The organism is Spirosoma aureum, from assembly GCF_011604685.1.
In the GTDB taxonomy this organism is placed as follows: Bacteria; Bacteroidota; Bacteroidia; order Cytophagales; family Spirosomataceae; genus Spirosoma; species Spirosoma aureum.
This window is the reverse complement of sequence record NZ_CP050063.1, coordinates 6,161,289-6,185,550: the sequence shown is the minus strand read 5'-3', so window position 1 is coordinate 6,185,550 and position 24,262 is coordinate 6,161,289. Positions and strand designations below refer to the sequence as shown.

The 24,262-nt window shown below is 48.4% G+C and carries 18 protein-coding genes; 8 read left to right on the top strand and 10 right to left on the bottom strand.

The genetic code is table 11. The annotated features are described in order from the left end of the window. Positions 1 to 31 precede the first annotated feature (31 nt). A complete protein-coding gene (gldC, locus tag G8759_RS24550) occupies positions 32 to 382 on the top strand; it encodes a gliding motility protein GldC (RefSeq protein ID WP_167214037.1) in 351 nt (116 codons plus the stop codon). 66 nt (positions 383 to 448) lie between these two features. After that, positions 449 to 1,636 (top strand): TlpA family protein disulfide reductase, encoded by a 1,188-nt coding sequence (locus tag G8759_RS24545; RefSeq protein WP_167214034.1) that lies wholly within the window; start codon positions 449 to 451, stop codon positions 1,634 to 1,636. A 68-nt stretch (positions 1,637 to 1,704) separates the two neighbouring features. On the opposite strand, the gene G8759_RS24540 is transcribed toward G8759_RS24545, so the two are convergent. The 4 genes from G8759_RS24540 to ispG all read right to left on the bottom strand — a co-directional run bounded on the left by G8759_RS24540 (position 1,705) and on the right by ispG (position 4,988). Beyond that, entirely contained in the window at positions 1,705 to 2,256 is a 552-nt protein-coding gene (locus G8759_RS24540) for a tetratricopeptide repeat protein (protein WP_167214031.1), read from the bottom strand. A gap of 68 nt (positions 2,257 to 2,324) precedes the next feature. Further along, a complete protein-coding gene (locus G8759_RS24535; RefSeq protein ID WP_167214028.1) occupies positions 2,325 to 2,675 on the bottom strand; it encodes an MmcQ/YjbR family DNA-binding protein in 351 nt (116 codons plus the stop codon). Continuing rightward, on the bottom strand, positions 2,672 to 2,860 hold the full coding sequence (locus G8759_RS24530) for a DUF6728 family protein (RefSeq protein WP_167214025.1): 189 nt from the start codon (positions 2,858 to 2,860) through the stop codon (positions 2,672 to 2,674). The genes G8759_RS24535 and G8759_RS24530 overlap by 4 nt, the downstream gene beginning before the upstream one ends. Before the next feature lie 85 nt (positions 2,861 to 2,945). Beyond that, positions 2,946 to 4,988, bottom strand: coding sequence for a (E)-4-hydroxy-3-methylbut-2-enyl-diphosphate synthase (gene ispG, locus G8759_RS24525; RefSeq protein ID WP_167219230.1), 2,043 nt, complete (start codon positions 4,986 to 4,988; stop codon positions 2,946 to 2,948). Between the two features lie 297 nt (positions 4,989 to 5,285). On the opposite strand from ispG, the gene G8759_RS24520 reads away from it, so the two are divergent. Further along, positions 5,286 to 5,618: a hypothetical protein gene (locus G8759_RS24520; protein ID WP_167214022.1), complete on the top strand. Its 333-nt coding sequence runs from the start codon at positions 5,286 to 5,288 to the stop codon at positions 5,616 to 5,618. 89 nt (positions 5,619 to 5,707) lie between these two features. Here G8759_RS24520 and G8759_RS24515 read toward each other — a convergent pair whose 3' ends face one another. Next, positions 5,708 to 8,335: a S8 family serine peptidase gene (locus G8759_RS24515; RefSeq protein WP_167214019.1), complete on the bottom strand. Its 2,628-nt coding sequence runs from the start codon at positions 8,333 to 8,335 to the stop codon at positions 5,708 to 5,710. A 331-nt stretch (positions 8,336 to 8,666) separates the two neighbouring features. Beyond that, entirely contained in the window at positions 8,667 to 9,539 is an 873-nt protein-coding gene (locus G8759_RS24510; RefSeq protein WP_167214016.1) for a lysophospholipid acyltransferase family protein, read from the bottom strand. 133 nt (positions 9,540 to 9,672) lie between these two features. On the opposite strand from G8759_RS24510, the gene G8759_RS24505 reads away from it, so the two are divergent. Together G8759_RS24505 and G8759_RS24500 are read left to right on the top strand one after the other, a co-directional pair. Continuing rightward, positions 9,673 to 10,317, top strand: a complete 645-nt coding sequence (locus tag G8759_RS24505) for a WbqC family protein (protein ID WP_167214013.1) — start codon at positions 9,673 to 9,675, stop codon at positions 10,315 to 10,317. Positions 10,318 to 10,465: 148 nt separating this feature from the next. Further along, positions 10,466 to 12,997 (top strand): ATP-dependent Clp protease ATP-binding subunit, encoded by a 2,532-nt coding sequence (locus G8759_RS24500; protein ID WP_162389680.1) that lies wholly within the window; start codon positions 10,466 to 10,468, stop codon positions 12,995 to 12,997. Positions 12,998 to 13,172: 175 nt separating this feature from the next. Here G8759_RS24500 and G8759_RS24495 read toward each other — a convergent pair whose 3' ends face one another. Then, a complete protein-coding gene (locus G8759_RS24495; RefSeq protein ID WP_167214008.1) occupies positions 13,173 to 14,927 on the bottom strand; it encodes a GMC oxidoreductase in 1,755 nt (584 codons plus the stop codon). A 225-nt stretch (positions 14,928 to 15,152) separates the two neighbouring features. Further along, a complete protein-coding gene (locus G8759_RS24490; RefSeq protein ID WP_167214006.1) occupies positions 15,153 to 15,902 on the bottom strand; it encodes a phosphatidylinositol-specific phospholipase C/glycerophosphodiester phosphodiesterase family protein in 750 nt (249 codons plus the stop codon). Positions 15,903 to 16,056: 154 nt separating this feature from the next. Here G8759_RS24490 and fabG point away from each other — a divergent pair, with 154 nt between their 5' ends. Together fabG and G8759_RS24480 are read left to right on the top strand one after the other, a co-directional pair. After that, on the top strand, positions 16,057 to 16,803 hold the full coding sequence (gene fabG, locus G8759_RS24485) for a 3-oxoacyl-[acyl-carrier-protein] reductase (protein ID WP_167214003.1): 747 nt from the start codon (positions 16,057 to 16,059) through the stop codon (positions 16,801 to 16,803). A gap of 102 nt (positions 16,804 to 16,905) precedes the next feature. After that, entirely contained in the window at positions 16,906 to 19,029 is a 2,124-nt protein-coding gene (locus tag G8759_RS24480; protein ID WP_167214000.1) for a VWA domain-containing protein, read from the top strand. 1 nt (position 19,030) lies between these two features. Here the strand turns inward: G8759_RS24480 and G8759_RS24475 are convergent, their stop codons facing one another. Next, positions 19,031 to 21,490 (bottom strand): helix-turn-helix domain-containing protein, encoded by a 2,460-nt coding sequence (locus tag G8759_RS24475; protein WP_167213997.1) that lies wholly within the window; start codon positions 21,488 to 21,490, stop codon positions 19,031 to 19,033. 266 nt (positions 21,491 to 21,756) lie between these two features. Between G8759_RS24475 and G8759_RS24470 the strand changes: the two genes are divergently transcribed. Beyond that, the gene (locus G8759_RS24470; protein WP_167213993.1) at positions 21,757 to 22,797 is read left to right on the top strand and encodes a Smr/MutS family protein; all 1,041 of its coding nucleotides are present in this window, start codon (positions 21,757 to 21,759) and stop codon (positions 22,795 to 22,797) included. 57 nt (positions 22,798 to 22,854) lie between these two features. Here G8759_RS24470 and G8759_RS24465 read toward each other — a convergent pair whose 3' ends face one another. Continuing rightward, positions 22,855 to 24,222 carry a TrpB-like pyridoxal phosphate-dependent enzyme gene (locus G8759_RS24465; protein WP_167213988.1) on the bottom strand — a complete coding sequence of 456 codons (1,368 nt, stop codon included), beginning with the start codon at positions 24,220 to 24,222 and terminating at the stop codon, positions 22,855 to 22,857. Positions 24,223 to 24,262: the final 40 nt, after the last annotated feature.

Genomic DNA, 24,262 nt, shown 5'->3' with positions numbered 1-24,262 from the left:
TGAACCGTCCACGTTACGTATATTTGCATCCATGAAAAAATCAGACATTCATTTCGCCGTCGAATTAGATAATCAGAATATTCCCGAAAAAATCTATTGGGAGGCTACCGATAACCCGAACGAGGGTCTTAGTGATACACGGGCCATTGCTATTGCGCTTTGGGATCAATACCACAACAGTACGCTTAAAATTGACCTTTGGACGAAGGAGATGGAAGTTGTAGACATGAAACGCTTCCTGATCGAGATTATGAGCGGCATTGCCGATACGGCGATTAGTGCAACCGGCGATAAGCGTATGGCTACCGACATCGAAAATACGTGCCGTGTTCTGAGTAAGCGGCTCGAAGAAGAAATTAAAGAGCAGCAAAAGCAACAGTAATCAACACCGAAGCGGCCTGATTGGTCGTTAGTTTGCTAAGATCTACCTAGCAATGATTGTCAATTTATGAAAAAGATTCTTCTGCTACTCGTTGTCGCTCACATTAGCGTTGCCCAAAAATCGGGTATTCAATTTAAGCCGACTCCCGTAGAAAAAGTATTTCAGGATGCCCGTAGAGCTGGCAAACCCGTATTCCTCGAAATTTACTCGCCCACCTGTCATGTATGCCAGAGTTTTATGCCAACTCTTGCCGATGGGCGGGTAGGGAAGTTTTATAACGACAAATTCGTTAATACTAAACTGGATATAGACCAGCCATCAACAAAGGCTTTTCTTGAAAAAAACCGATTGTTTGTGCCGTCGTTGCCCCTGTTTCTGTATTTCGATCCGCAGCAGAATCTGATTCACTTTGCCATGAGCAATAATTCGACGGATGAAGTCATTCGACATGGAACCAACGCACTGAATACCTCGGTTCGCAGTCAGAACATGAAGTCGCGTTATCAGCAGGGCGAACGATCGACCAATTTCCTGATTGACTATGCCATGTTTGGACGTATTACGCGAGACACAGTGGCAAATATGGCGGCCATGAACGATTATGCCCGTCAGCAATCGCCCGCAACGTTTACGAATCAAACTAACTGGCTGGCTTTACAGAAGCTCGTTCTGGATTTCGAAAACCCCATGTTTCAATACATGCTGGGGCATTTGGACGCCTATCGGAAAGCCTATGGTGCCGAGCCAACCCAGAAAGTAGCCGAAAATATTCTGATGTCATCGCTCTATAGTGGGCGAGGTGCACAATTTCCGGTGGCAAAAATTCTACAAATCCGTCAGGATCTTACAAAAATCGGTATTGACCCAAGGGTTGCCGCAAATCGTACATTGCTTCCTGAAGTAAACGCCTATTTCCGGGCCCGGCAAACCAACAAAGCCGTTGATCGGATGGATAATCAAGTCGCTTCTAATCAACTGACTGTACTGGAGTATCTGTATATTTCACGACTCTTTAACCGAGCCAGCCCTGATGCTAACGATGCACCAACAGTTGTGAAATGGGTTAATAAAGCCCTTGCACTAAAACCAACGCCAAAAGAACAGGCCGATCTGTATTTCGAACAGGCCGAAGCGTACCGCCGTGGTGGTAAAAGTACTGATGCTCAGAAAGCCGCCCAGAAATCGATGGAACTGGCCCAGACGAGCCGATTGGACACTCGCCGGAATGTTGAGCAGATGGCCAAACTTAAATAAGCCTCACTTGTCAGTCTTCAATAAGCCGTAAGCAATTCTCACAGGCAGTGTTCATGAACACTGCCTGCTTATTTTTGGTAAACTGGTTTGGTAAACGGGGGCTGGAGGAGGAGGTGAAACGAATTTTCGTCGCCCAGAGAAACCGCCCGGCGCAGATCACTTTCGGCCTGCGGTAGTTGCCGAACCTGAATTCGGGCTAAAGCACGCCAACGGTAGGCATCAGGCTGTTCATCGCGGAAATGCCAGACCGCTTTATCAAATTCGCGGAATGCGTCGTTAAACTGGTCAATCTTATAGTAGGCAATCCCCCTGTCTAAATAACAATCAGCCAGCGTATTATCACGACTGATGGCCTGCGTAAGGTCGTAGATTGCTGAATAGTAGTTTTCCTGAATGAGCTGACATTTTCCCCGATACGCGTAGGCAATCGCTGATTTTGGGTATTGGCGAACAGCCTCATCGAAGTAACGATGCGCTTCGGTGATTTTTCGATTACTGACCTGCTCAATCCCTTTCCGGAACCGATTCCGATCTTTATCAGACGGTGTGTCGTGATCCACAAGATAATAGCGAATGGTCAAATACACCACAAAAAACAGACATAACAGCGCGACTTCCATAACACAGTCTGGTTTTTCACATCCCTGCGAAATTACAACTTTTAGCCCTCTCAGGGCAAGCCAATCGGTCAGTTTAATTGGTCCCGAATGGCCTTTGGTAAACTCTTTCTGACCAATTCGTATGAATGATCAATCCACTCCTGCACTTCACTACTACGAACACTACCATCAATCGTGACGGTGTTCCAATGCGTTTTATTCATGTGATAACCTGGGACCACAGCCGGGTATTCTTCCCGTAACTGGACTGCCCGCTCAGGATCACATTTTAAATTGATTGTTGTTGGGCGACTCTCGGTATCTACCAGCGAAAATATTTTGCCGCCTACTTTAAACACCAGTGTCGTTTCGCCAAACGGAAACGATTCTGTAACGCCAGCTTTCGCCAGGCAGTAGTCGCGTAGGATTTCAATGTTCATCGGACGCAGTGGCGAACGGTGTAAACGATCACAGCAAACAAAAACATGACAATAGAAATCCGGTTGATGCCGTGCATCATACGCAGATTGACACTTGTCGGATGAGTTGGGTCAGGTTTGCGGAATACCCGAAGGAAATAAGAAAAAACAGGCCCTATTTTTAAATAATCAAGAAAACGATTCATAAAGTGTAACGGGCGGGTTTAAATTGATGGCACATGGGTTTAAAAACCTACCCTAATTGGCTAACAAAAATTATCGATTGTTTAGTCAAAATGTTTCAACTTTTTCGGGCTCAATCCAGCGACTGTCTTCCCGGATCAGGTCAATAAGCTCATCAACAGCACGATCGGCAGGTACCGATTTTTTTATCACCTGCTGTCCCCGGTAAAGCGCAATCTTATCGCGACCAATACCGACGTAGCCATAGTCGGCATCAGCCATTTCGCCGGGACCGTTTACAATACAGCCCATAATCCCAATCTTCACCCCTTTGAGGTGGTCGGTGCGTTGGCGAATGTGGGCCGTTGTTTCCTGCAAATCGAACAGGGTTCGTCCGCAGGATGGACAGGAGATGTATTCGGTTTTGGTAATGCGTGTGCGGGCTGCCTGCAAAATGCCGAAAGCCAGATTATTCAATCGTTTTAACTCGTCGGTTGTTGCCGCCCCTGGAGTCAGCATAATGCCATCGCCGATCCCATCAATCAGCAAGCCACCAACGTCAGTGGCGGCATAGAGCGGAACATCTTCTTCCGGAATGGTCGGGTAACCCCGCTGAATAACTACTGGTGTCGTGATCGGAACCCCCGATTGTGCCTGATTGATCAGCTCAACAACCAACCGGCGTAATTCGGGCATCGCGTGGGCATTTTCAGTGGCGATAAGGAGAACAACCGTTTTGTCAGTACCCAAAGCAGCCAATAACTCAGCGGATAACTCGCCCAGCGTAAGACGCACAAAATTTAACCGACTATGGAGCTTTTCGGCCTGGGCTGCCGACACATAATCAGTCGCACTCAACAACGGGAATATATTGACCTGATCTGAATTTGTCTGCCAAACGGCGAAGTCCTGAATTTCTTTCAAGCCGTTGGGGAGCATAAATTGCGCCGGATTCGACCCTGTATAAATGTAATCAGCGCCGAGGTCGTTCATGCGCCATTTGTCGGGTACGGGCAAATAGAAATGACCGATCGGATGGAGGCTGTCATGGTCTGTAACGGGTGTCTGGCTAAAATCGGCAATAACCCGCGGTACGTTTTGCCCGCCAAAATTGCCGACTTCATGGGTGAGTCGGCGAGTATACTGGAAGGGGTTGATCGGGTAGTTCGTGATTGCTGGAATAGGAGCACTTTCGGCGGCTCTGTTTGTGTACCGATCAATCAGCGCCTGTGCCACCGGAGCTTCCCGTTCTGGCTCTTCCGTCAACGATACGCGGACGGTGTCACCAATGCCATCTTCGAGCAATGTGCCAATACCAAGTGCCGATTTAATCCGACCATCTTCGGCCTCACCGGCTTCCGTTACGCCCAGGTGCAGGGGATACGGTTTTAGCCCTTCTTCGTCCAATCGCTGTACCAGCAGCCGATACGCCTGTACCATCACCTGCGGATTACTCGACTTCATCGACAGGACGATGTTGTAGTAGTTTTCGGCTTCGCAGATCCGCAGAAATTCCAGCGCCGATTCAACCATACCAACCGGTGTATCGCCATAGCGGCTCAGAATCCGGTCAGACAGGGAACCGTGGTTCGTTCCGATACGCATGGCCGTACCATATTCTTTACAGATACGAACCAGCGGAAGGAACTTAGCCCGAATCCGCTCCAGTTCGGCCGCATAAGCTGCATCGGTGTAATCAATGAATTCGAACCGTTTGCGATCGGCGTAATTGCCCGGATTGATCCGGACTTTTTCGACAATACGGGCCGCTAGCTCAGCCGCATTCGGGGTGAAGTGGATGTCGGCTATCAATGGCGTTGTATAACCCCGCGACCGTAATTCCTGGCGAATCGTAGCGAGGTTCTGCGCTTCCTTCACACTGGGAGCCGTAATGCGAATGTATTCGCAACCAGCCTCGATCATGCGGATACTCTGCTCAACGGAGCCTTGGGTATCCATTGTATCCACCGTAGTCATCGACTGAACCCGAATTGGGTAGTCAGAACCCAATGGTACATCGCCAATGGTAACCGTACTGGTTTTTCGGCGACTGTATTGAGTTAATGACTGGGTATAAAGAACGGGTGAACCGGATTGCTCCGGCGTACCGGCTAAAGCAGAAATAGAAGGAGTAAGCAGCGAATCGAGCATACAGATGGCGGCAGCGCCGTTTGACACAGACGTTTGTCGGAGACAAAGATACGGAAAAGGAGCCTTTCAATCAGCCGTCTGTTTTGCTTAGAAAACGCCAGCATTACCGTAAATGTTCGCTTAAAGAAGACTTAATCCTATTGTTTTCTGACTGACAATGAGGGCTGTTGAGTAAAATTTAATAAACATTAAAACCATGCCGTGGGTTAGAGTTACGAAACATGACTAACTGGTTGAAGAACGTAATCTTTACGAACGAACTGAAATACAACTTGTCATTTACATAAAACATACGTTATGAAAACTAAATTATTGAGTGTGTTTGCACTTGTTCTGATGTTAACTGTTGGGGCTTATGCGCAGGACTCCACTGCGATGAGTAAGAAAGAAATGCGTCGTCAGGAAAAGGCTGAGCGAAAAGCCCGTCTGAAAGAAGACATGAAAAATACGGGCCAGAGCATTGGCGAAACAGCAACCGAAGCGGGTCAGGGGGCAAAGCGGAAAGCAAAAGTAGCAGGTGAAGCCATAGGAACTGGTGCCCGGAAAGTTGGTGATGCCGTTACGGATGAAGTGGATAAGGTAAAAGCAAAACGCGATTCGTCGCGTGCCGCAAAACGCGATTCTTTATAAAGTTTAGTATACGTAATCGACAAAAATCCCGCCGATCATCAGCGAAAGCAGTGATCGGCGGGATTGCTTTTATAAATCAATTTTTAGTCTTACTGTTTCATCAGTTTAATGGATTTTTGCTCGGTTGGCGTACCAACACGAAGCAGCAATAATCCCTTACGTCCACCTACGGGCAAGCTCAACCGCTCGATCGATTTTGCTTCTTCAATGGAATGCTGTTGGATTACCCGGCCCTGAATGTCTGTTAATTCCAACTGTACAGATTGTCCGGATACACCTCTAACTTCAACTTCGGCCGTTTCATTTACCGGATTCCCCAGCACGCGAACCTGCAAACCAGCTCCCGACTCGGCTCCCAAACGGCCACTACCTCCTCCGCAGGCAGCCAGCCAGTTATACGTGAAACTAGCCTCACCAGGCGTCCCGGTTTGTGTGGCTTTGAGCGTCACTACCGGATTGTCAGTGTAAAGATTAAGCGTATAAGGACCTGGATTGGTAGTTGGGCTTAACTCATTAACCACTGAGAACGAGATGGGCTGGCTATTCAGACCTGCGTAGGTAGGGTTAAACGTCAACGTCCGTTGTGTAGGCGATACCGCTGTACAGGTAATTGTATTGACACCAATGATGGAGAAAGCACCTGGAGGATTGGTATTGATGCCGCAGGCAGCCAGCCAGTTATACGTAAAACTAGCCTCACCAGGCGATCCGGATTGTGTGGCTTTGAGGAAGATAACCGGATTGTCGGTGTAGAGATTTAGTGAGTAAGGGCCGGGGTTGGTAGTTGGGCTTAACTCATTAACCACTGAGAACGAGATGGGCTGGCTATTCAGACCTGCGTAGGTAGGGTTAAACGTGAGTGTGCGTTGACCTGCTGATATAGTGGTGCAGGTGATAGTTGTGACGCCCGCAATAGAAAAGTCTGACGACGTTCCACTGATTGCCTGAAGGGCTTTATCGGCCTGAATAAACCCAAACCCTGTCCCATAATCAAATCCCGTATCAAAGCCAGGTGTAAACGGATCGTCCATATCCAGTGCCGTTTGTTGCAGCGTCGAAAGAATCGTGCTTGACGACAGGCTGTTTCCACCTTTTTCTTTCATCAAAGCGGCTACGGCTGCAGCGTGGGGAGCAGCGGCCGATGTACCGAAGAAGTTCGGGAACGCATCGGTATCCCTTGGAGAGTCTGCAACAAAGAAGGTCGTGTTGGTTCCATCTACAGACGTAATCTCAGGCTTCTGGCGAGTGATCTGGCTTATCCGCTGACCAGCCGTGTTGAAGAGAATAGGCGTTCCACCTACCGAAGAAAAGGGCTCGATGGTTGCCGTGGTCAGCCCACCATTGAAAGCGGGTGTTAAATTGAACGGTGCCGCACCCACTGCAATGCCACGGGTGGAGTTGGCGTGCCCAACAATCGTCGAACTTTTCGTGTCGTACTCAATGGTTACATCATCCGCAAAGTTGACCCATTTAATTAATGACGGATTTGGTCCGGAATATTTGACAAGTACTAGCTCAAGCGTAACAGCTGAAGAGCCATTATTCTGAATACCAATGAGTTCAGTTGGGTCACCTCCTGTATTTACGGCAAAACTCGATAAATCTCCCAGAAGTGTTCCGTTGTAATATACAAGAAGATCCATATCGGTTTGAGCGCCTGCACCACCACTAACCGAAAAGAATGGATCATCCCACTGGAAGCTAATTATGGCTGCAGCTCCTCTACCTGGAATCGTGATACTTTGCTTTATGTCGCCACCACCGAAATTATGGGCACTGTAGGTTCCGCCTGCATATTGGGGATCAGAATAAGGAGCAGGATTGAATGTGGCCTGATAGGAGGCACGGCCCGAGTTAGCGGCTGCCGAAAAATAAGTTACCCCCTGATTGTTTACCACATCATCGACTGCCTGTGCAACCACGCCATCCTGAAAAAACGGCTCAAGAAAATAACTGACATCATCCGTAATAATCTTACAACCGGCAGTGGCCAAATCTCTGATACCCTGGGCAAAGTTAAGCTCTGTACGATAAGCCGTATGATAGGCGATTGGGGAGCCAGGCGCTATGTCATGAATCAGCTCAATCATAGCACGGCCTTCGTCGGTGCCTGGAGTTATGTCTTCCAGCACTTCGACCCCAGCTGGCAAATCGCCAGAGGTTACACCGGCAGGTGCACCACCTAATGCATTGTAGGAGTCAGACAAAACGCCAATTTTTACGCCAGCACCCGTAACATTATAGGTAGAGCGGGCAACATCGGCGCGTAAAGCCACATCACCCTGCGATGTCACAGAACCAACATTATTTCTTGGCTTATAAGAAGGGCGGGCAAACTTCAGTGCCGAAACAGATTTTAGAGCACCCAACTGGTCGATTGGCAGATAGCCCGATACTTTTTGCTTGAAAACCAGTCCTTGCTGTAGTCCCATCGACTGGAGGGCCTGTAACAAAGCAACCCCTTCCTGCTCTGAGTTGGCAGCAGCTTCAATGGCAATCGTGTTGCCAACCGTGTTGAACAGATTCAGCCGTTGAAGACCATTAATGGGTGCCTGATTGGGAATACCATTATTCGTGATAACGGCGTATAAATCGGGCGAGACTTTGGCATCTTTTGCCAATTGTTTGACATCCTGAGCCTGGCTCCATGACGATAGACATAGTAGTATAACCACAAAGGCTAAAAACCCTCTGCCTGCTTGTAGAAGTAGTTGCATGAATGATCTGAGTTAGAGGTTAGTTGTAAGTATTGGGCAATAAAATAAAGTGGCCCAATATGGGAAAAAATAAGTTTACCTGTTTCGCGATAGTATAATTTATTTACCCTATGTTGAAACAATAGAATTTTGTGATATCATATGCCAAAAACGGTTGCATTTTGGAGCTTCCCTGGAAGTATATAGATCTACTAAGGAGGCTCTATAGCTGGCATACCTTATAAGGGGTTTGACCCAAACGAAGCAGGCAAACAGAACTCCCAGATTTTTAGGAGAAATTGTGCTGAATTACAGCTTTTTAGGTAAGTAATTTAATTGCAATAAACCAGGGCTACTCCAGCTTCGCCCCAACCTTGGCATACTTACCACGCCAGTGCTTCCACCGCTTGTGCGACCAAAGCCAGTCGGAAGGATATTTACGAATGGTTTCTTCGAGTAAGTCACGGTAGTTTTCCATGATAGCGCCGGGCTGTAGCCCACTGTAGGGAGGTTGGCCAATTTGAGTAAATGTTACCGCATAATAGCCACGCCGGATTCGTCTCAGTTCAGTATAAAAAACGGGCAGATCCCGACTTCGTGCGAGTCGTTCTGTCCCCGGATAAAAGGGCGTATCCCGATGCAGGAAATTCGTCCAGTAAGCCTGCTCAGGAACATCCGGCACCTGATCGGCCACAAGCGCAATTATACGCGGAACATCTTTCTGGGCAACCATCCGTCGGGGGAGCGTATTCATCGGAACAGGCACCGCACCAAAACTTGCCCGTACAGACTGCATCAATTTTTCAAAAAAAGGACTGTTTAGCTGTTTATAAATACTATCGGTCGGCATATCGTTCAAAACAGAAGCCGATGGAATCCACTCCCAATTACTACTATGAGAAGCCATCCCGATCACTGCCTGGCCAGACCGAAGCCGCTCTTTGACCAGCTCAGCATTCGTAAACTGAACTCTCTGCCGTAACTCTTCCGCTGGGAGGGTGGGCATCTTAATGGTTTCAACAATCAGATCCGTTAAGTTTCGATAAAACCCTCTGGCGATTCGGTTAATTTCTGTGGGAGATTTTTCCGGGAACGATAACTGAAGATTCTCAATGACGACCTTACGCCGATAACGAACGACGTGCAGTAACAGAAAATACAGGAAGTCGGCAAGGCCATAAAGCAATCCAAGCGGCAGCCGCGACAATAAACGAAAGAAAATCATTCTGTAATTGGTAGGAAATCTGAAGTCAAAACGGTGATTTTGCTTCGCTGATACCCGAAAAATTAAAAATATACAAAATCAGTTGGTGGTATTGATTTTTTGCCTTACTTGTGAACGGATACGTTTGTTGTTATTGGAAAAGTACCAACCGCAGCCTGATCCGACCGAGTTACTCGTTGAATTACACTATTTGCCTTGTCTGGACTATGTGTCAGGGTTATTGCAATTTCAGCGGGTACGGTTAGAGGCTCATGAGCATTACCAGAAGCAAAGTTACAGAAATCGCTGCTACGTTCTGACGGCAAATAAAGTGGATGCACTTACAGTGCCAGTACAACAGGGAACCCATCATCACCCGATTCGGGATCTTCAGGTGGATAATAGTCAGTCCTGGCAAAAGCATCACTGGCGGAGCCTACAGACAGCTTACAGCAAAGCACCGTTTTTTGAGTACTATGCGCCCGAGTTTGAACGGATTTACCAGAAAAACTGGACGTTTTTGTTTGATTTGAATAGCGAGCTGCTGACAATTTGTCTGAAACTACTTGGGGTAACCAAGAAGGTGGACCTGACAAATTGCTATGAAAAGCCTTCGGGGGCCAGTCTATTTGACGCTCGTTCGATGATAAATCCGCGAAATAGGACAGAATCGTATGTATTCTACAAACCGATGCCCTATCAGCAGAACTTTGGCTTTGATTTTGTACCAAATCTGAGTATAATAGACCTATTATTCTGCCAGGGACCACTGGCGACGGAGTTTTTAAGTTTGAAATGATTTACTGGTTTCAGGCGTTATATATGCAGTATTTTACCTGAAAGCGTACGTACCGATAACTGTAAAACTGGCTCGCTGGCAGGAGTGAACAAATCCTTAAAACTCTTCGTTAAGCCAGTATACGCTTACCTAAGGAGACCCCAAGCGAATGGAAGCAAAATTCTCAAACCGCGTCAAGGAAGTCATCACGCTGAGTCGGGAGGAAGCCTTACGCTTAGGCCACGACTACATTGGAACCGAACATCTGCTGCTAGGCATGATTCGTGAGGGAGAGGGTGTGGCCGTTGGTCTACTGAAAAAACTCGGTATCTCACTCGACGAACTCCGGGTCACTATCGAACAGGCAACGAAAGGAACCGCTACCAACAATGTGAAAAATCTGGCCAACATTCCGCTGACCCGTCAGTCGGAAAAGACCCTGAAAATCACATACCTGGAAGCCAAGATCTTCAAAAGCCCGCTCATCGGAACGGAGCATTTGTTGCTATCGATTCTGCGTGACGAAGACAATGTCGCTACACAGATTCTGAACAAGTTTAATGTTAATTACGAAGTCATTAAGGAAATGCTCGAATATCAGTCTTCGGGAAGCCGTCCAGTGATGGGCCCCGAAACCGACGACGACGACAACGATCGGGGCATGTTCGGCGGTGGCGGCAGCTCTGGTTCGGGCAAAGATCCCAAAGGCTCAGAAAAATCAAGAACGCCTGTTCTTGACAATTTCGGCCGGGATTTGACCAAACTCGCAGAAGTCGGCAAGCTGGATCCTATCGTGGGTCGTGAAAAAGAAATTGAGCGTGTGGCTCAGATCCTGAGCCGCCGGAAGAAAAACAACCCGATCCTGATCGGTGAGCCAGGCGTTGGTAAGACGGCAATTGCCGAAGGACTTGCCCTGCGCATCGTGCAGAAGAAAGTATCGCGGGTACTGTTCGGTAAGCGTGTCGTTACACTTGACCTTGCATCGCTAGTTGCTGGCACGAAATACCGTGGCCAGTTCGAAGAGCGCATGAAGGCTGTAATGAATGAACTGGAGAAATCACCCGAAGTCATTCTGTTTATCGATGAGTTGCACACCATTGTTGGTGCAGGCGGTGCATCGGGTTCACTGGATGCCTCGAATATGTTCAAACCAGCGCTGGCGCGGGGTGACATTCAATGCATTGGCGCAACCACACTTGATGAATATCGGCAGTATATCGAGAAAGATGGTGCTTTGGCCCGTCGTTTCCAGATGGTTATGGTCGATGCGACCTCGATCGATGAAACGATCGAGATCCTGAATAATATCAAGGATAAATACGAAGATCACCACCACGTTACCTATACCAAAGAAGCAATTGAGGCTGCTGTGAAACTGTCAGAACGGTATATTTCTGATCGGTTCCTGCCCGACAAAGCTATTGATGTACTGGACGAAGTAGGTGCTCGGGTACACATTTCGAACATCACGGTTCCCGAAGATATTCTTAAGCTCGAAGAGCAAATTGAGAATATCAAGAAAGAGAAAAACCAGGTTGTTAAAAGCCAGAAATACGAAGAAGCCGCTCAGCTTCGCGACAAGGAAAAACGCCTGATCGATCAGCTTGACCGTGCTAAACAGGCATGGGAAGAGGATACGAAAAAGCGTCGCTACACGGTCAACGAAGAAAGTGTTGCCGAAGTCGTGGCCATGATGACCGGAATTCCGGTTACCAGTGTATCCAACGACGAAGGTAAGAAACTCGTCAACATGGGCGAGGAACTGAAAGGTCGTGTAATCGGTCAGCAGTCGGCTATCGATAAACTGGTGAAAGCGATTCAGCGGACACGGGTTGGTCTGAAAGATCCTAAGAAACCGATTGGTTCGTTTATCTTCCTGGGCCCAACGGGCGTAGGTAAGACAGAACTTGCCAAAGTGCTGGCTACCTACCTCTTCGATAAGGACGACGCGCTGGTGCGGATCGATATGTCGGAATACATGGAGAAATTCAGTGTTAGCCGATTAGTTGGTGCACCTCCGGGCTATGTAGGTTATGAAGAAGGTGGTCAATTGACCGAAAAAATCCGCCGGAAACCCTACAGCGTTGTGCTGTTGGACGAAATCGAAAAAGCACACCCAGATGTATTTAACATTCTGTTGCAGGTGCTCGACGATGGTATCCTGACCGATGGTCTGGGTCGTCGCGTGGATTTCCGGAATACAATCATCATCATGACCTCTAACATTGGGGTTCGTGACCTGAAAGATTTCGGGGCTGGTATTGGTTTCGCTACACGCAAGTCGGCTGAATCGCAGGACGATCTGATGAAGAGTACAATTCAGAGTGCACTGCGTAAAGCGTTCTCACCTGAATTCCTCAACCGTCTGGACGATGTAATTGTGTTTAACTCGCTGCAACGCGAAGACATTCACAAGATCATTGACCTGATGTTGGGCAAACTCCTGGGTCGTGTAACCAACCTTGGTTACACGGTTGAGTTGACTGAGAAGGCAAAAGACTTCCTGTCGGAGAAAGGATATGATCCACAATACGGTGCTCGTCCGCTAAGCCGCGCTATCCAGCGTTACCTTGAAGACCCCGTTGCAGAAGAAATTCTGAAAGGAGAATTAAAAGAGGGCGATACGATTCTGGCTGACTATAGTGGCGAAGGCGATGTCTTAACCATTACTGTAAAAAAGCCTGAAGCCGTGGTTGAATAACCCTCAACTATGTACTAAAAAGCCTGCCAATTCAAAATTGGCAGGCTTTTTTTGTTTATGTAGCACGAGTGAGAAATCGTTCTACATAAGGTTAGGCTTTTCGCTCAGAAGCGTGCCACAGTTTCTGATGATGCTCGTAATAACCGTGGCACGCTTCTGAGCGAAAAGCCTAACCTTATATGTTTTTCTGCTTGACCTGATCAATCAGATATTCTGATGTACGCATGGAACTGGCCAGAATGGTCCAGGTTACATTTTTGTCTCCTTGAGAAACAAAAGGAGCTGCATCGATAACAAACAGATTTTTTACATCATGAGCCTGCTGATATTTATTCAGCGCTGACTTCTGTGGGTCATTGCCCATGCGAACCGTACCCACTTCATGGATGATTCGGCCAGGAGCAGCCAGGCCGTAGCCATGTGCAGAATCTGGGCCAGGTTTAGGGCCAAGAGCAATGCCTCCCATTGAATGAATAATTTCTTCGAAGGTATCCTGCATGTGTTTGGCCTGCTTCACCTCATAATCCGACCATTTGTAGTGAAAGCGCAAAACAGGAATCCCGTATTTGTCCACCGCATTCGGATCGATTTCGCAGTAGTTACTTTCAAGCGGAACCGGTTCACCCCGACCTGACATACCAATATAAGCACCGTAGAATCGGCGATAATCATCTTTTAGCCCTTTTCCATAGCCACCGCCCGGTTTCGTTTTACCGTCGCGACCAGGAATCATACCGTTCAACGCTTCAACTCCTCCGCCGAAGCCGTAGCCTGGCATACCCATGCCACCCCCGTACTCGATGTGGTAACCACGAGGGAAGTCAAGTTTGCGGTTGTCGAGCCACCACGGTGTAAAGACGTGCATACCACCGACGCCATCTTCGTTGTAGCGTTTGCGATCCATCAAAGCCGGTACAAACGCCGAGCGACTGGCTCCGGTCGAATCATTAAGGTATTTCCCGACAACGCCACTCGAATTAGCCAGGCCGTTAGGAAAGCGAGCCGATTTGGAGTTGAGCAGAATCCGTGCCGATTCGCAGGTACTTGCTCCGAGCATAACGGCCTTAGCCCGAATAGTAATCTCTTCCAGTGTGCGGGTGTCTACGTAACTAACGCCCGTTGCCAGACCGGTTTGCGGATCGGTAAGTACTTCACGGGCCATAGCACCATTGATCAGTGTGACATTGCCCGTTTTAACTGCCGGAATACAAAGAACTGACGATGACGAAAAATCGGCATAAGCCTGGCAACCCCGGTTGCACTGGTGGCAATAGAAACACTGACCGCGTTCTTTATTGATGGGCTTGGTCAGAATACTAAGCCGTGATGGAATCACAGGAATGCCGATACTTTTGGCACCCTTCCGAATCATTAGCTCGTGCAGACGGGGTTTGGGTGGCGGCAGAAAAATTCCGTCGGGTTCATTCGGAAGATTCTCGATCGAACCGAAGACACCAATTAATTTGTCAACCCGGTCGTAGAAAGGTTTCAGATCATCATAGCCGATAGGCCAGTCATCGCCCACGCCCGTCAAGGAGCGACGCCGGAAATCGTCGGGGCCGAACCGGAGCGAGATTCGCCCCCAGTGGTTCGTGCGTCCTCCTAGCATCCGTGAACGAAACCAGTGAAACTCGGTGCCGGGTTTAGACGAATAGGGTTCTCCGTCAATATCCCAACCACCCCAGGCTGCATCGAAATCACCCCCAGAACGAGCGGCTGTACTGGCCCCACGTCGCGGTGATTCCCAGGGCCATTTCAGCTGGGTAATGTATTTGGGATCGGCAGGGTCATAATAACCACCCGCTTCGAGCAGGGCAACTTTAGCGCCCGCTTTGGCTAGCGTATAAGCGGCCATGCCGCCCCCCGCGCCAGAACCGACAATGACGACATCATAGACAACGGGAGCCTTTTTTAGCTGAGGAATATCCATCGGAGAGGAAAGAGGTTTTAGGAAAGCAAACTTGACGTTGATAGTACTAAAAGGAGGAAGGCCATCATGTTTACTGTTATCTATTTGAATGGAATCCGTGGAAGATCTACAGCCGTAAAAATAATAACCCGTTCCCGGCTCAGGAACGAAAAAAGCCGAACAACGCTGTTCGGCTATACTTCTGGGCAGGAGCGATCCTGTTTCAAATCATAATGCAGGTAATTATTACCGCATAGCCTGTACGGCTTCAGCAACTTTATCGGTATTAATGATATCGATGCCTAACTTTTTTAATTGTTTCCAGGCATTGGGTGTGTCGGGAATCGCCCAGAAGCGGATCGGTTTGTTGTCACTATGAGCCCGCTTGATAACGCGCTTCAGTTTTTCGCGGTCCGCATCGGGTATGTCGCCCATGCCATCCCAACGGGAGTATAGCCGGAAATTATCGCTGATCATAGCTACCCGTTGCAATGTTTCTTCATCATAGACTTCGCTCGGGCGACCATCGAACTGAATCAGAAGCGGATAATCGAGGTAATTTTCGATTTTTGGCCGATTGCCACTAACAATGACCTGAATGGCCTTTGTATTCGCGGTTCTATTGAACGATGCCAGATTTTCCTGTAAGAGCGCAATCAGTTTTGGTAGGATGTCGGCCGGGCTGTCTTTTACATCAACCACCAAACCAAATGTGTAATCCCGGTCGGGGCTTACTTTGGTCTTATATTGGTTGAATAGTTTCGAAATGGGCTTTATATACAATGAATCCAGCGTTGGGGCATTGCCGGCTGGCTTTTCATGCGAAACAACTAATTTATCACCCTGTAACCAGATGTCGGCTTCAATAAAATCGGCACGTTGTTCGTAAGCAGCTACGAATGGTTTGGGTTGAGCGTAGTCGTTATGGGCATGGATTTTCTGGGCGGTAGCAACCGACGCAGTGAGCAATAATGGGAGTAGGACACGGAGCGACATAAGCACTACTTAATTTCTGACAAAGTAACACACTTATTTACCAAACCAAAACCGCCCATCAACCTTGCCGTTTCCGCTCAAACTACTATTTTTGACTCTTCTTGTTTTTTATTAACGACCCGCTCTTCTGGTCGGTCGGGTTTTTGACTAACTAATGGATTTACTGAAAGGAAAAGTTGCGTTAATTACTGGTGCGTCGCGCGGCATCGGGCGGGCTATGGCTCTCAAGTTTGCGCAGGAAGGTGCTACCGTAGCGTTCACGTATTTGTCTAGTGTTGAAAAAGGCCAGGCGCTGGAAAATGAACTCCGGGCTTTTGGTGGAGAGGCAAAAGGTTATCGTTCGGATGCATCGGATCACAAAGCAGCGGAAGAACTCATCAATCAGGTTGTAGCCGACTTCGGAAAACTTGATGTTCTGATCAACAATGCGGGCATTACGAAAGATGGGTTGTTGATGCGCATGTCGGAAGAACAATGGGATAGCGTAATCAACGTTAACTTAAAGTCGGTCTTTAATCTGACTAAAGCTGCTATCAAACCAATGATGAAGGCCAGGTCTGGCTCGATTATCAATCTGACATCGGTAGTTGGTATTCGCGGCAACGCGGGGCAGGCGAATTATGCGGCCTCAAAAGCAGGAATCATTGGCTTTACCAAGTCGGTTGCTCTCGAATTAGGCTCCCGGAATATTCGATCCAATGCCATTGCGCCGGGTTTTATTGAGACCGAAATGACCGGCGAAATAAATGAGAAAGCTATTGAAGAATGGAAGCAGCAAATACCGATGAAACGCGGAGGACAACCCGACGAGGTAGCTGATTGCGCCATATTCTTAGCTTCCGACCTTTCACGCTACATCACTGGTCAGGTGCTGCAAGTGGATGGGGGAATGCTTACTTAAAATGTTCTCAGTTTATAGTTTTCAGTTCCTTCCGCTGGTTAAAGCATAGCAATTGGAAAAGCAATCGTAAACTGTAGGCTGTAGACTGTAAACTTTTACAACGTGCGCTCTGACGTTATTTTTCAAACTTCGCCCTGGTGGATTTTAGTGTGCCTGCTCGTTGGAGCGGTTTACGCGTTTGCTATGTATCAACCGCTTCCGCGCCTTGCCGGGAGTGGAGCAGCCCTTGGTGGTTTCGATAAGCGGACAACATATAGCCTGGCTGCCTTGCGGTTTGTGGTTGTAAGTTTTCTATGCTTTCTGCTGCTAAATCCTCTTATCCGAAGTTTGAAAACAATCACCGAGAAGCCTAAAGTTGTGCTGGCGGTGGATAACTCCGAGTCGATTGTCGCATCAGGACGGCCTGCTTTGAACCGGGCACTGACAAGTTTGCAAACCCTGCGGCAACAGCTGACCGATAAAGGCCTGGATGTGGCTGTGCGTACATTTGGCGATACCATCACCGACGCTGATCTTACCCAAATTCCGTTTACCCAGCGTACATCTAATTTGTCGGGCTTGTTATCGGGCATTCGGTCAGATTACGAAGGGCGTAATCTGACCGATGTAGTTCTGGTGTCGGATGGTATTTTTAATCAGGGCGTTTCGCCAACCTTTGGGGATTATCCGTTCGCTGTTCAGGCGGTCGGTTTAGGGGATACAATCGCCAAGAAAGACATCCAGCTTAAAGGCATTGTTGCGAACCGGATTGCCTATCTGGGCAATCAGTTTCCGGTACAGGCCGAAATTGTAAGTAATGGGTTTCAGGGGCGAAGTGCAACGGTTGTATTGCGGCAAAATGGCCGCGAGCTGGGACGCCAATCCATCAATTTTGGTAAGAACGATACGTTTAACCAACTGACATTTCAGACCACAGCCACCCAAAAAGGGGTACAGCATTATGTGGTTGAGGTATTGCCACAGCCTGGCGAATTTAGTACTCGTAATAACCGGCAGGACGTTTACCTGGACGTTATTGACGGAAAAGAAAAAGTATTGCTATTGGCTTTGGCTCCTCATCCTGATGTGAAGGCGTTACGCAATATTCTGGAACGGAATCAGAACTATGAACTGGACGTCCGTATTTTAACCGGAACGGCCAATGAGGCCACTGCACCAGCCGAAAAAACCTACGACCTGATTATTCTGCATCAGATTCCCGACAATGGGGGTGTAGGTAATGCATTGGTTCAAAAATACCTGGCTAAAAATACACCGGTCCTCTTCATTTTAGGAAACCAGTCATCGTTGGGGCCATTCAATACGTCAAACCCTGTCATGCAGGTCGTGGCTCAGCCGAATCAGAGTGACAAGGTGACAGGTGTTTTCAACAATGATTTTAAACAGTTAAACCTGGACCCGGCCAAGCTTGAGTTGTTAAGCAAGCTTCCGCCCATGTCTGTTCCCTACGGCGAGTTTCGGCTTCAACCCGGTAGCGAGGTTGTTTTGTGGCAACAGGTCGGGAGTGTTCGTACCACAAAGCCGTTGTTAGCACTGAACGTTACAGCTCCTCGTAAAACGGCAGTTTTGGCGGGGGAAGGATTGTGGTCATGGCGACTGGAAGAGTATGCGCTGACCGACAAACAGGAAGTTGTTGACGAACTGGTTCAGAAAGTAATCCAATTGATTTCGGTAAAGGAAGATCGTCGTAAGCTCCGTGTTTACCCAATCCGGAATGAATTTATTGCGGGCGAAAAAGTCATCTTTGAGACCGAACTCTACAACGACATCTACGAACGGTTATTCGACAGCCCGGTCCGGCTTGAAATAACGGATGAGAAAAATCTGACCCGGTCCTACAATTATACGCCAACAGCCGCCAATAGCCGATTCGAGATCAGTCGGCTACCCGAAGGAGCCTACCGTTTTAAGGGCAGTGTAACCATTAATAATCGGTCTGAACAGTCGTCCGGGCAGTTTGTCGTGCGCGACCTTCAACTTGAAGCGCTCAATACAACAGCGGATCATGGCATGCTTCGTCAGTTGGCTCAGCAAACAGGCGGGAAATTTTACGGTCCCGCAGCCGTAGATGACCTCGTTCGTAATCTGACTTCGCGTTCGCGGCCAGCCCGATTGACCAGCACCGAAGAGATAAATGAAATCATCAACTGGCGGTGGCTTTTCTTTGTCGTTCTAACGCTTGCTGCGATCGAGTGGGGACTACGTAAGTTTTACGGAGGTTATTGATTTATTCGTTCTCCACCTGCATTGCGTTTCGAACAAACCGAATTTCGTTGTAAGTCACCCCATTTCCAATGGCTTGTAGGGCTTCACTCAAGCTTTCGGGTTCATTAGTTTCATAGTAAGAGCGGATGGCCCAGATCCGGTCGGCGGGTAGTACATCCTCGACAGAAAGATCGCCCGAACTGATGCATTTAGCCAGATGACCTTCAACGGTTCCCACCGATAAGCTACGTTCTGTTGCAATTTCGGCGATGCTTTTGCCCGATTGAAACAGCGTTAGGGTAACTATAATAGACGGTATTTTAGGCTCTTTGGGTTCTTTGAGTTTCGGTGTTTTAGCCGCCTGCCGGAGCTTTGCAGCCGTTTCGCTCCGATCGGCATAGGTCTGGATAATGGCCAGAATATCAGCACCAATCTGTTTCACTTTCGTTTTGCCAAACCCTTTAATGGCCAATAGCTCATCGCTGCTTGTGGGGCGAAGGCGAGCCAGTTCCGCTACAGTTTTTTGAGGCAACACCATATAACCGGATGTATTGTATTCGCCAGCCATATCGTTACGCCACTTCATCAACGCGCCATATAATCCTCCTCGGGCCGGGCTATCAGAGGCTGTCTCTGTAGGTTGGGGCTCAATTTTTCGGCGTTCGGGCATAAAATCGAGTTCGGCACGATTGCGTGCCTGCAGGTAGACCAACGCATCAAAATTATCGCGATTACTCTCGAAACTGCGGAGCTTGCTGAATAACTCTTTTTCCAGTTCATCCAGAATTTCCAGCATACTTTCGCGAACCTGTTTATTATCACAGTCGGTCGGGCATCGATAGATAATCGGTAGTAATTCATCAGCCAAAACCGTCTGAAAATACGCACTTGCTTTACGGACACGATCCTGCAATGATTCGTTGGCTTCGGGCAGTACCTCATTCGAAAAATAAGCAGGAAGCTGTTTCTGAAATCGATTCGCAATATCTCGTGCCTTCCCGTGTAAGGCGTCGGCAAGTTGGGCAAGCCCCGACTGTAGTTCTTCCGGAAAGCTGTCGAGGTGTTGGTTAATCACCCGCCGACAGCGATAAATCAATGAATTTGCCCGTTCAAAGGAGAATAACTCCCGTAACAATTGTTCCTGATTCGTTCGTTTGGACTCCAGAAGGTGTTGTTCGGTTGGGGTTTGCTGTTGAACCTGCTCGTGAAAATCTTCCAGCATTTGCTCCGTTTTAATGCTGTGCGACGGTATCGGAGTGCGCAGTACCAGACCGTCCAGACTTTTACATCGGCTTAGTGCCACATAAACCTGGCCGTGCGCAAATGCTCCCGATGCATCGATAATCGCCTTCTCGAATGTTAGTCCCTGACTTTTGTGGATCGTAATGGCCCAGGCCAGTTTCAGCGGAAATTGAATGAACTTGCCGATGGGTTCCGCTTTTATTTCCTTCGTTTCCGGATCGAGGCTATAGCGAACATTGGTCCATTCGGCAGGATAAACGGCAATTTCTTCACCGTCCTGCTGGCTTCGTACGTAAATAACGCCATCGTCCATATCCGTCACCTGACCGATTTTGCCGTTATAATACAGCTTATCGCGGGAGATGTCGTTTTTAATAAACATCACCTGAGCGCCTACCTTCAGATCGAGTTCGGCTTCAGTTGGATAAGCGTGAGATGGAAAATCACCTTCAACGGATGCTGTAAACGAATGGAGTTTGGTTTTTAAAGCCATTAATTTCTGGCTATTGATCTGCTGTGCGGTTGTGTTGTGCGTCGATAGCGTGATGTAGCCTTCGTCGTCGCTGGGCTGAAAATTAGGAATGTACTGCTGATTGAGTTCGTCTAATTGCGTCCGTGTTACGGTTTTCTCCCGAATACTGTTCAGAATATCGATAAAACGCTGGTCGGCCTGACGGTAAATATGCGTCAGTTCAATAGAAACATAAGGCGTTTTCTGGAGGGCTTTGCTGCCGAAAAAATAGCCTGTTGCATAATGCGGTCTCAAAAGCGCCCAATCGTCGTCGCGGATAACGGGTGGTAACTGCTGCATATCACCAATGAGTAGCAACTGCACGCCCCCGAATGGTTCCGAATTGTAGCGATACCGCCGGAGCACTTCATCGATCCCATCGAGCACGTCGGCCCGAACCATACTGATTTCATCGATAACGAGTAGATCGAGCGTACGGAGCAGGTTGATTTTCTCACGATTGAATTTTCGATTTTCCCGCTGGGTTGATCCCGGCACAAGCGGCCCGAATGGAAGCTGAAACAAGGAATGTATGGTAACGCCCCCGGCATTGATCGCGGCTACGCCCGTAGGAGCCACAACGGCCAGCCGTTTTGCGTTCGACTGTTTAATCTGGTGTAAAAACGTTGTCTTGCCCGTTCCGGCTTTTCCGGTTAGAAAGATATTCCGATTCGTATGCAGGACGAAATTAGTGGCAAGGTCAAGTTTTTCGTTTACGGTAGCTGACATAAAGCGGTGGATATATACCGGGCAAAATTAACGAACATAGTGGACATAGAAATTTGTTTCAATAGAGAGACTCTATCTGGCAAACCGAACGTGGCACCTGATTATTTTCTGTGTGATCTCGTGACGACTGTGTTTAAACAAAAGATCAACGTTGTACATTTGAAAAAATAGAACATTTGTTTTGAGCCGTGCCACGGTTCATGTGCTCTAACCGGGTAACCGTGGCATGGCTCAAAACAAATGTTCTGGAAATTGACTAAGTAATTATGAATATTGGCGATAAAGTCCGACTACTTCGGGCAAAAGAACAGGGTGTGGTGTCGCGGTTCCTACCCGGCAACATGATTGAAATTGAGATTGAGGATGGTTTTCGGATTCCCGTTATGCGATCAGAACTGGTTCTGGTTTCGCCCATGGAGGCCGACCGGCTTTTAAAGACCAGTATTTATGAACCGCAGAAAACGGTGGCTCCATCGGCTCCCACCATTCTGTCTAATCAGGGCATTTATCTGGCATTTATACCCGTCAATGACCGTGAATATACGCTTCACCTGATCAATAACACAGATTGGGAGTTTCCCTATACGATAGGCGAAGAGTCGGCGGCCAGTGGGGGAGGAGTACAGTTTCGGGGCCTCCAAAGTGGCGTATTGAAACCTAAGGCACAGCAGAAAATGAATGACTTCTACGCACATGCCAAATTCGAGGAATGGCCTACGTTTGTCGTTCAGGGATTATGGTTCCGGTCGGGAAAGGCATCGCTGCGGGCGCCATTGCTGAAGCGATTTAAGGCGAGGGCAGCTACATTTTTCAAAAATAAAACCACGGTTCCCGTACTGAATCAACCCGGCTTTCAGACGCAACTGGATGTTGATGCCGCAACACCAACCGAGTCGTCAACTGCTCCGTCGAGTAACCGTACAACAGGTACGCATTCCCGCCCAACGACGATTCGGCCCGACGATTTAAAAGCTGAAATGCTTAAGTCCAAATCCGAATCGGCCGGAGTGTCGATTGAGCGGCCATCGTCGGTTGTCGATCTGCACACCGAAGCATTATTACCCAACGGAACAGGTAAACGTACGCCCGCTGATTTGTTGACGCTTCAACTCGATACGTTTGATAAATCGCTCGAAAATGCCATTGCCAGTGGTATGCACGACATAACGTTTATTCATGGTGTTGGGAGCGGAGCCCTGCGAACAGAACTTCATAAACGACTGGGCAAACACCCCAACGTAAAATTCTTTGAAGATGCCCAGAAACAGAAGTTTGGGTATGGGGCCACCAAAGTGACAATTAAATAACTCTAATAGCCAACAGCAAGGCGGATAACCAAACGCCTGCTGTTGGCTATTATTAAACTAGACAATAAGTGGGGTGTCCAGTTCGGCGAGCGATGCCTGAATTTCTTCCGAAGTAACCTCGTGTTCAACCAGTTTGCCGCTCAGGTATTGTTCGTATGCGCTCATATCGAAGTGACCATGACCGCAGAGGTTGAACAGAATCGTTTTAGCCTTGCCTTCTTCTTTTGCCTGTTTGGCTTCCCGAATGACCGTGGCAATGGCATGAGTTGCTTCGGGAGCCGGAATGATCCCTTCGGTTCGGGCAAACTGAATGCCAGCGTCGAAGCATTCCAACTGCTTAAATGCCTGCGCTTCAATAAGTCCATCTTTCAGCAACTGGCTTACGATAGCCCCCGCTCCGTGGTAACGCAACCCGCCCGCATGAATAGGTGCCGGAATGAAGTTGTGCCCCAGCGTATACATGGGTAGCAGGGGCGTCATACCGATCGTATCGCCCAGATCATAGCGGAACACACCGCGCGTTAGTTTGGGACAGGAAGCCGGTTCGGCAGCAATACAGCGAATCTGTTTACCGTCGGTCAGGTTATAGCGCAGAAACGGAAACGCAATACCGGCAAAATTGGAACCACCTCCAAACGGAGCGACAACAATATCGGGGAAGTCTCCGGCGATTTCCAGTTGTTTGATAGCCTCCAGCCCAATAACCGTTTGATGCATGAGCACATGGTTCAGTACCGAACCGAGGGCATATTTGGTATGTTCGTCCAGCATGGCCAGCTCGACCGCTTCTGAAATGGCGATTCCCAGGCTACCGGGCGATTGCGGGTCCTTGGCCAGAATCTGCCGACCCGATGCTGTACGTTCCGAGGGAGACGGATACACCTTGGCTCCCCACGTATTCATCATGATTTTACGGTAAGGCTTCCCTTCATAACTGGCCCGAACCATATATACTTCGCATTCGATACCGAACAACTGACAGGCAAAACTCAGCGCACTGCCCCATTGACCCGCGCCCGTTTCGGTCGTGATCCGCTGAACACCAGCCTGTTTGTTGTAAAATGCCTGAGGAACTGCCGTATTCGGCTTATGCGATCCGGCCGGGCTAACACCTTCGTATTTGTAATAGATTTTGGCGGGAGTATCGAGCAGTTTTTCGAGTCCGGTAGCACGGAACAAAGGCGTTGGTCGCCATATTTTGTAAATCTCACGAACTTCTTCCGGTATCCCTACCCACCTGTCAGTCGATACTTCCTGCTTAATTAATTCCATTGGAAACAACGGTGCAAGCATGTCGGGCCCAATAGGCTCGTGAGTGCCTGGATGCAGCGGTGGGAGTGGTTTGTTGGGCATATCAGCCACAATGTTGTACCAGCTCTCCGGAATGTCGGTTTCGGGTAAGTTGATTTTCTTGATTTGTGCCATGATGAACAGCAGGGCCAGCGTTGGCCAGGTTTTAGGAAAA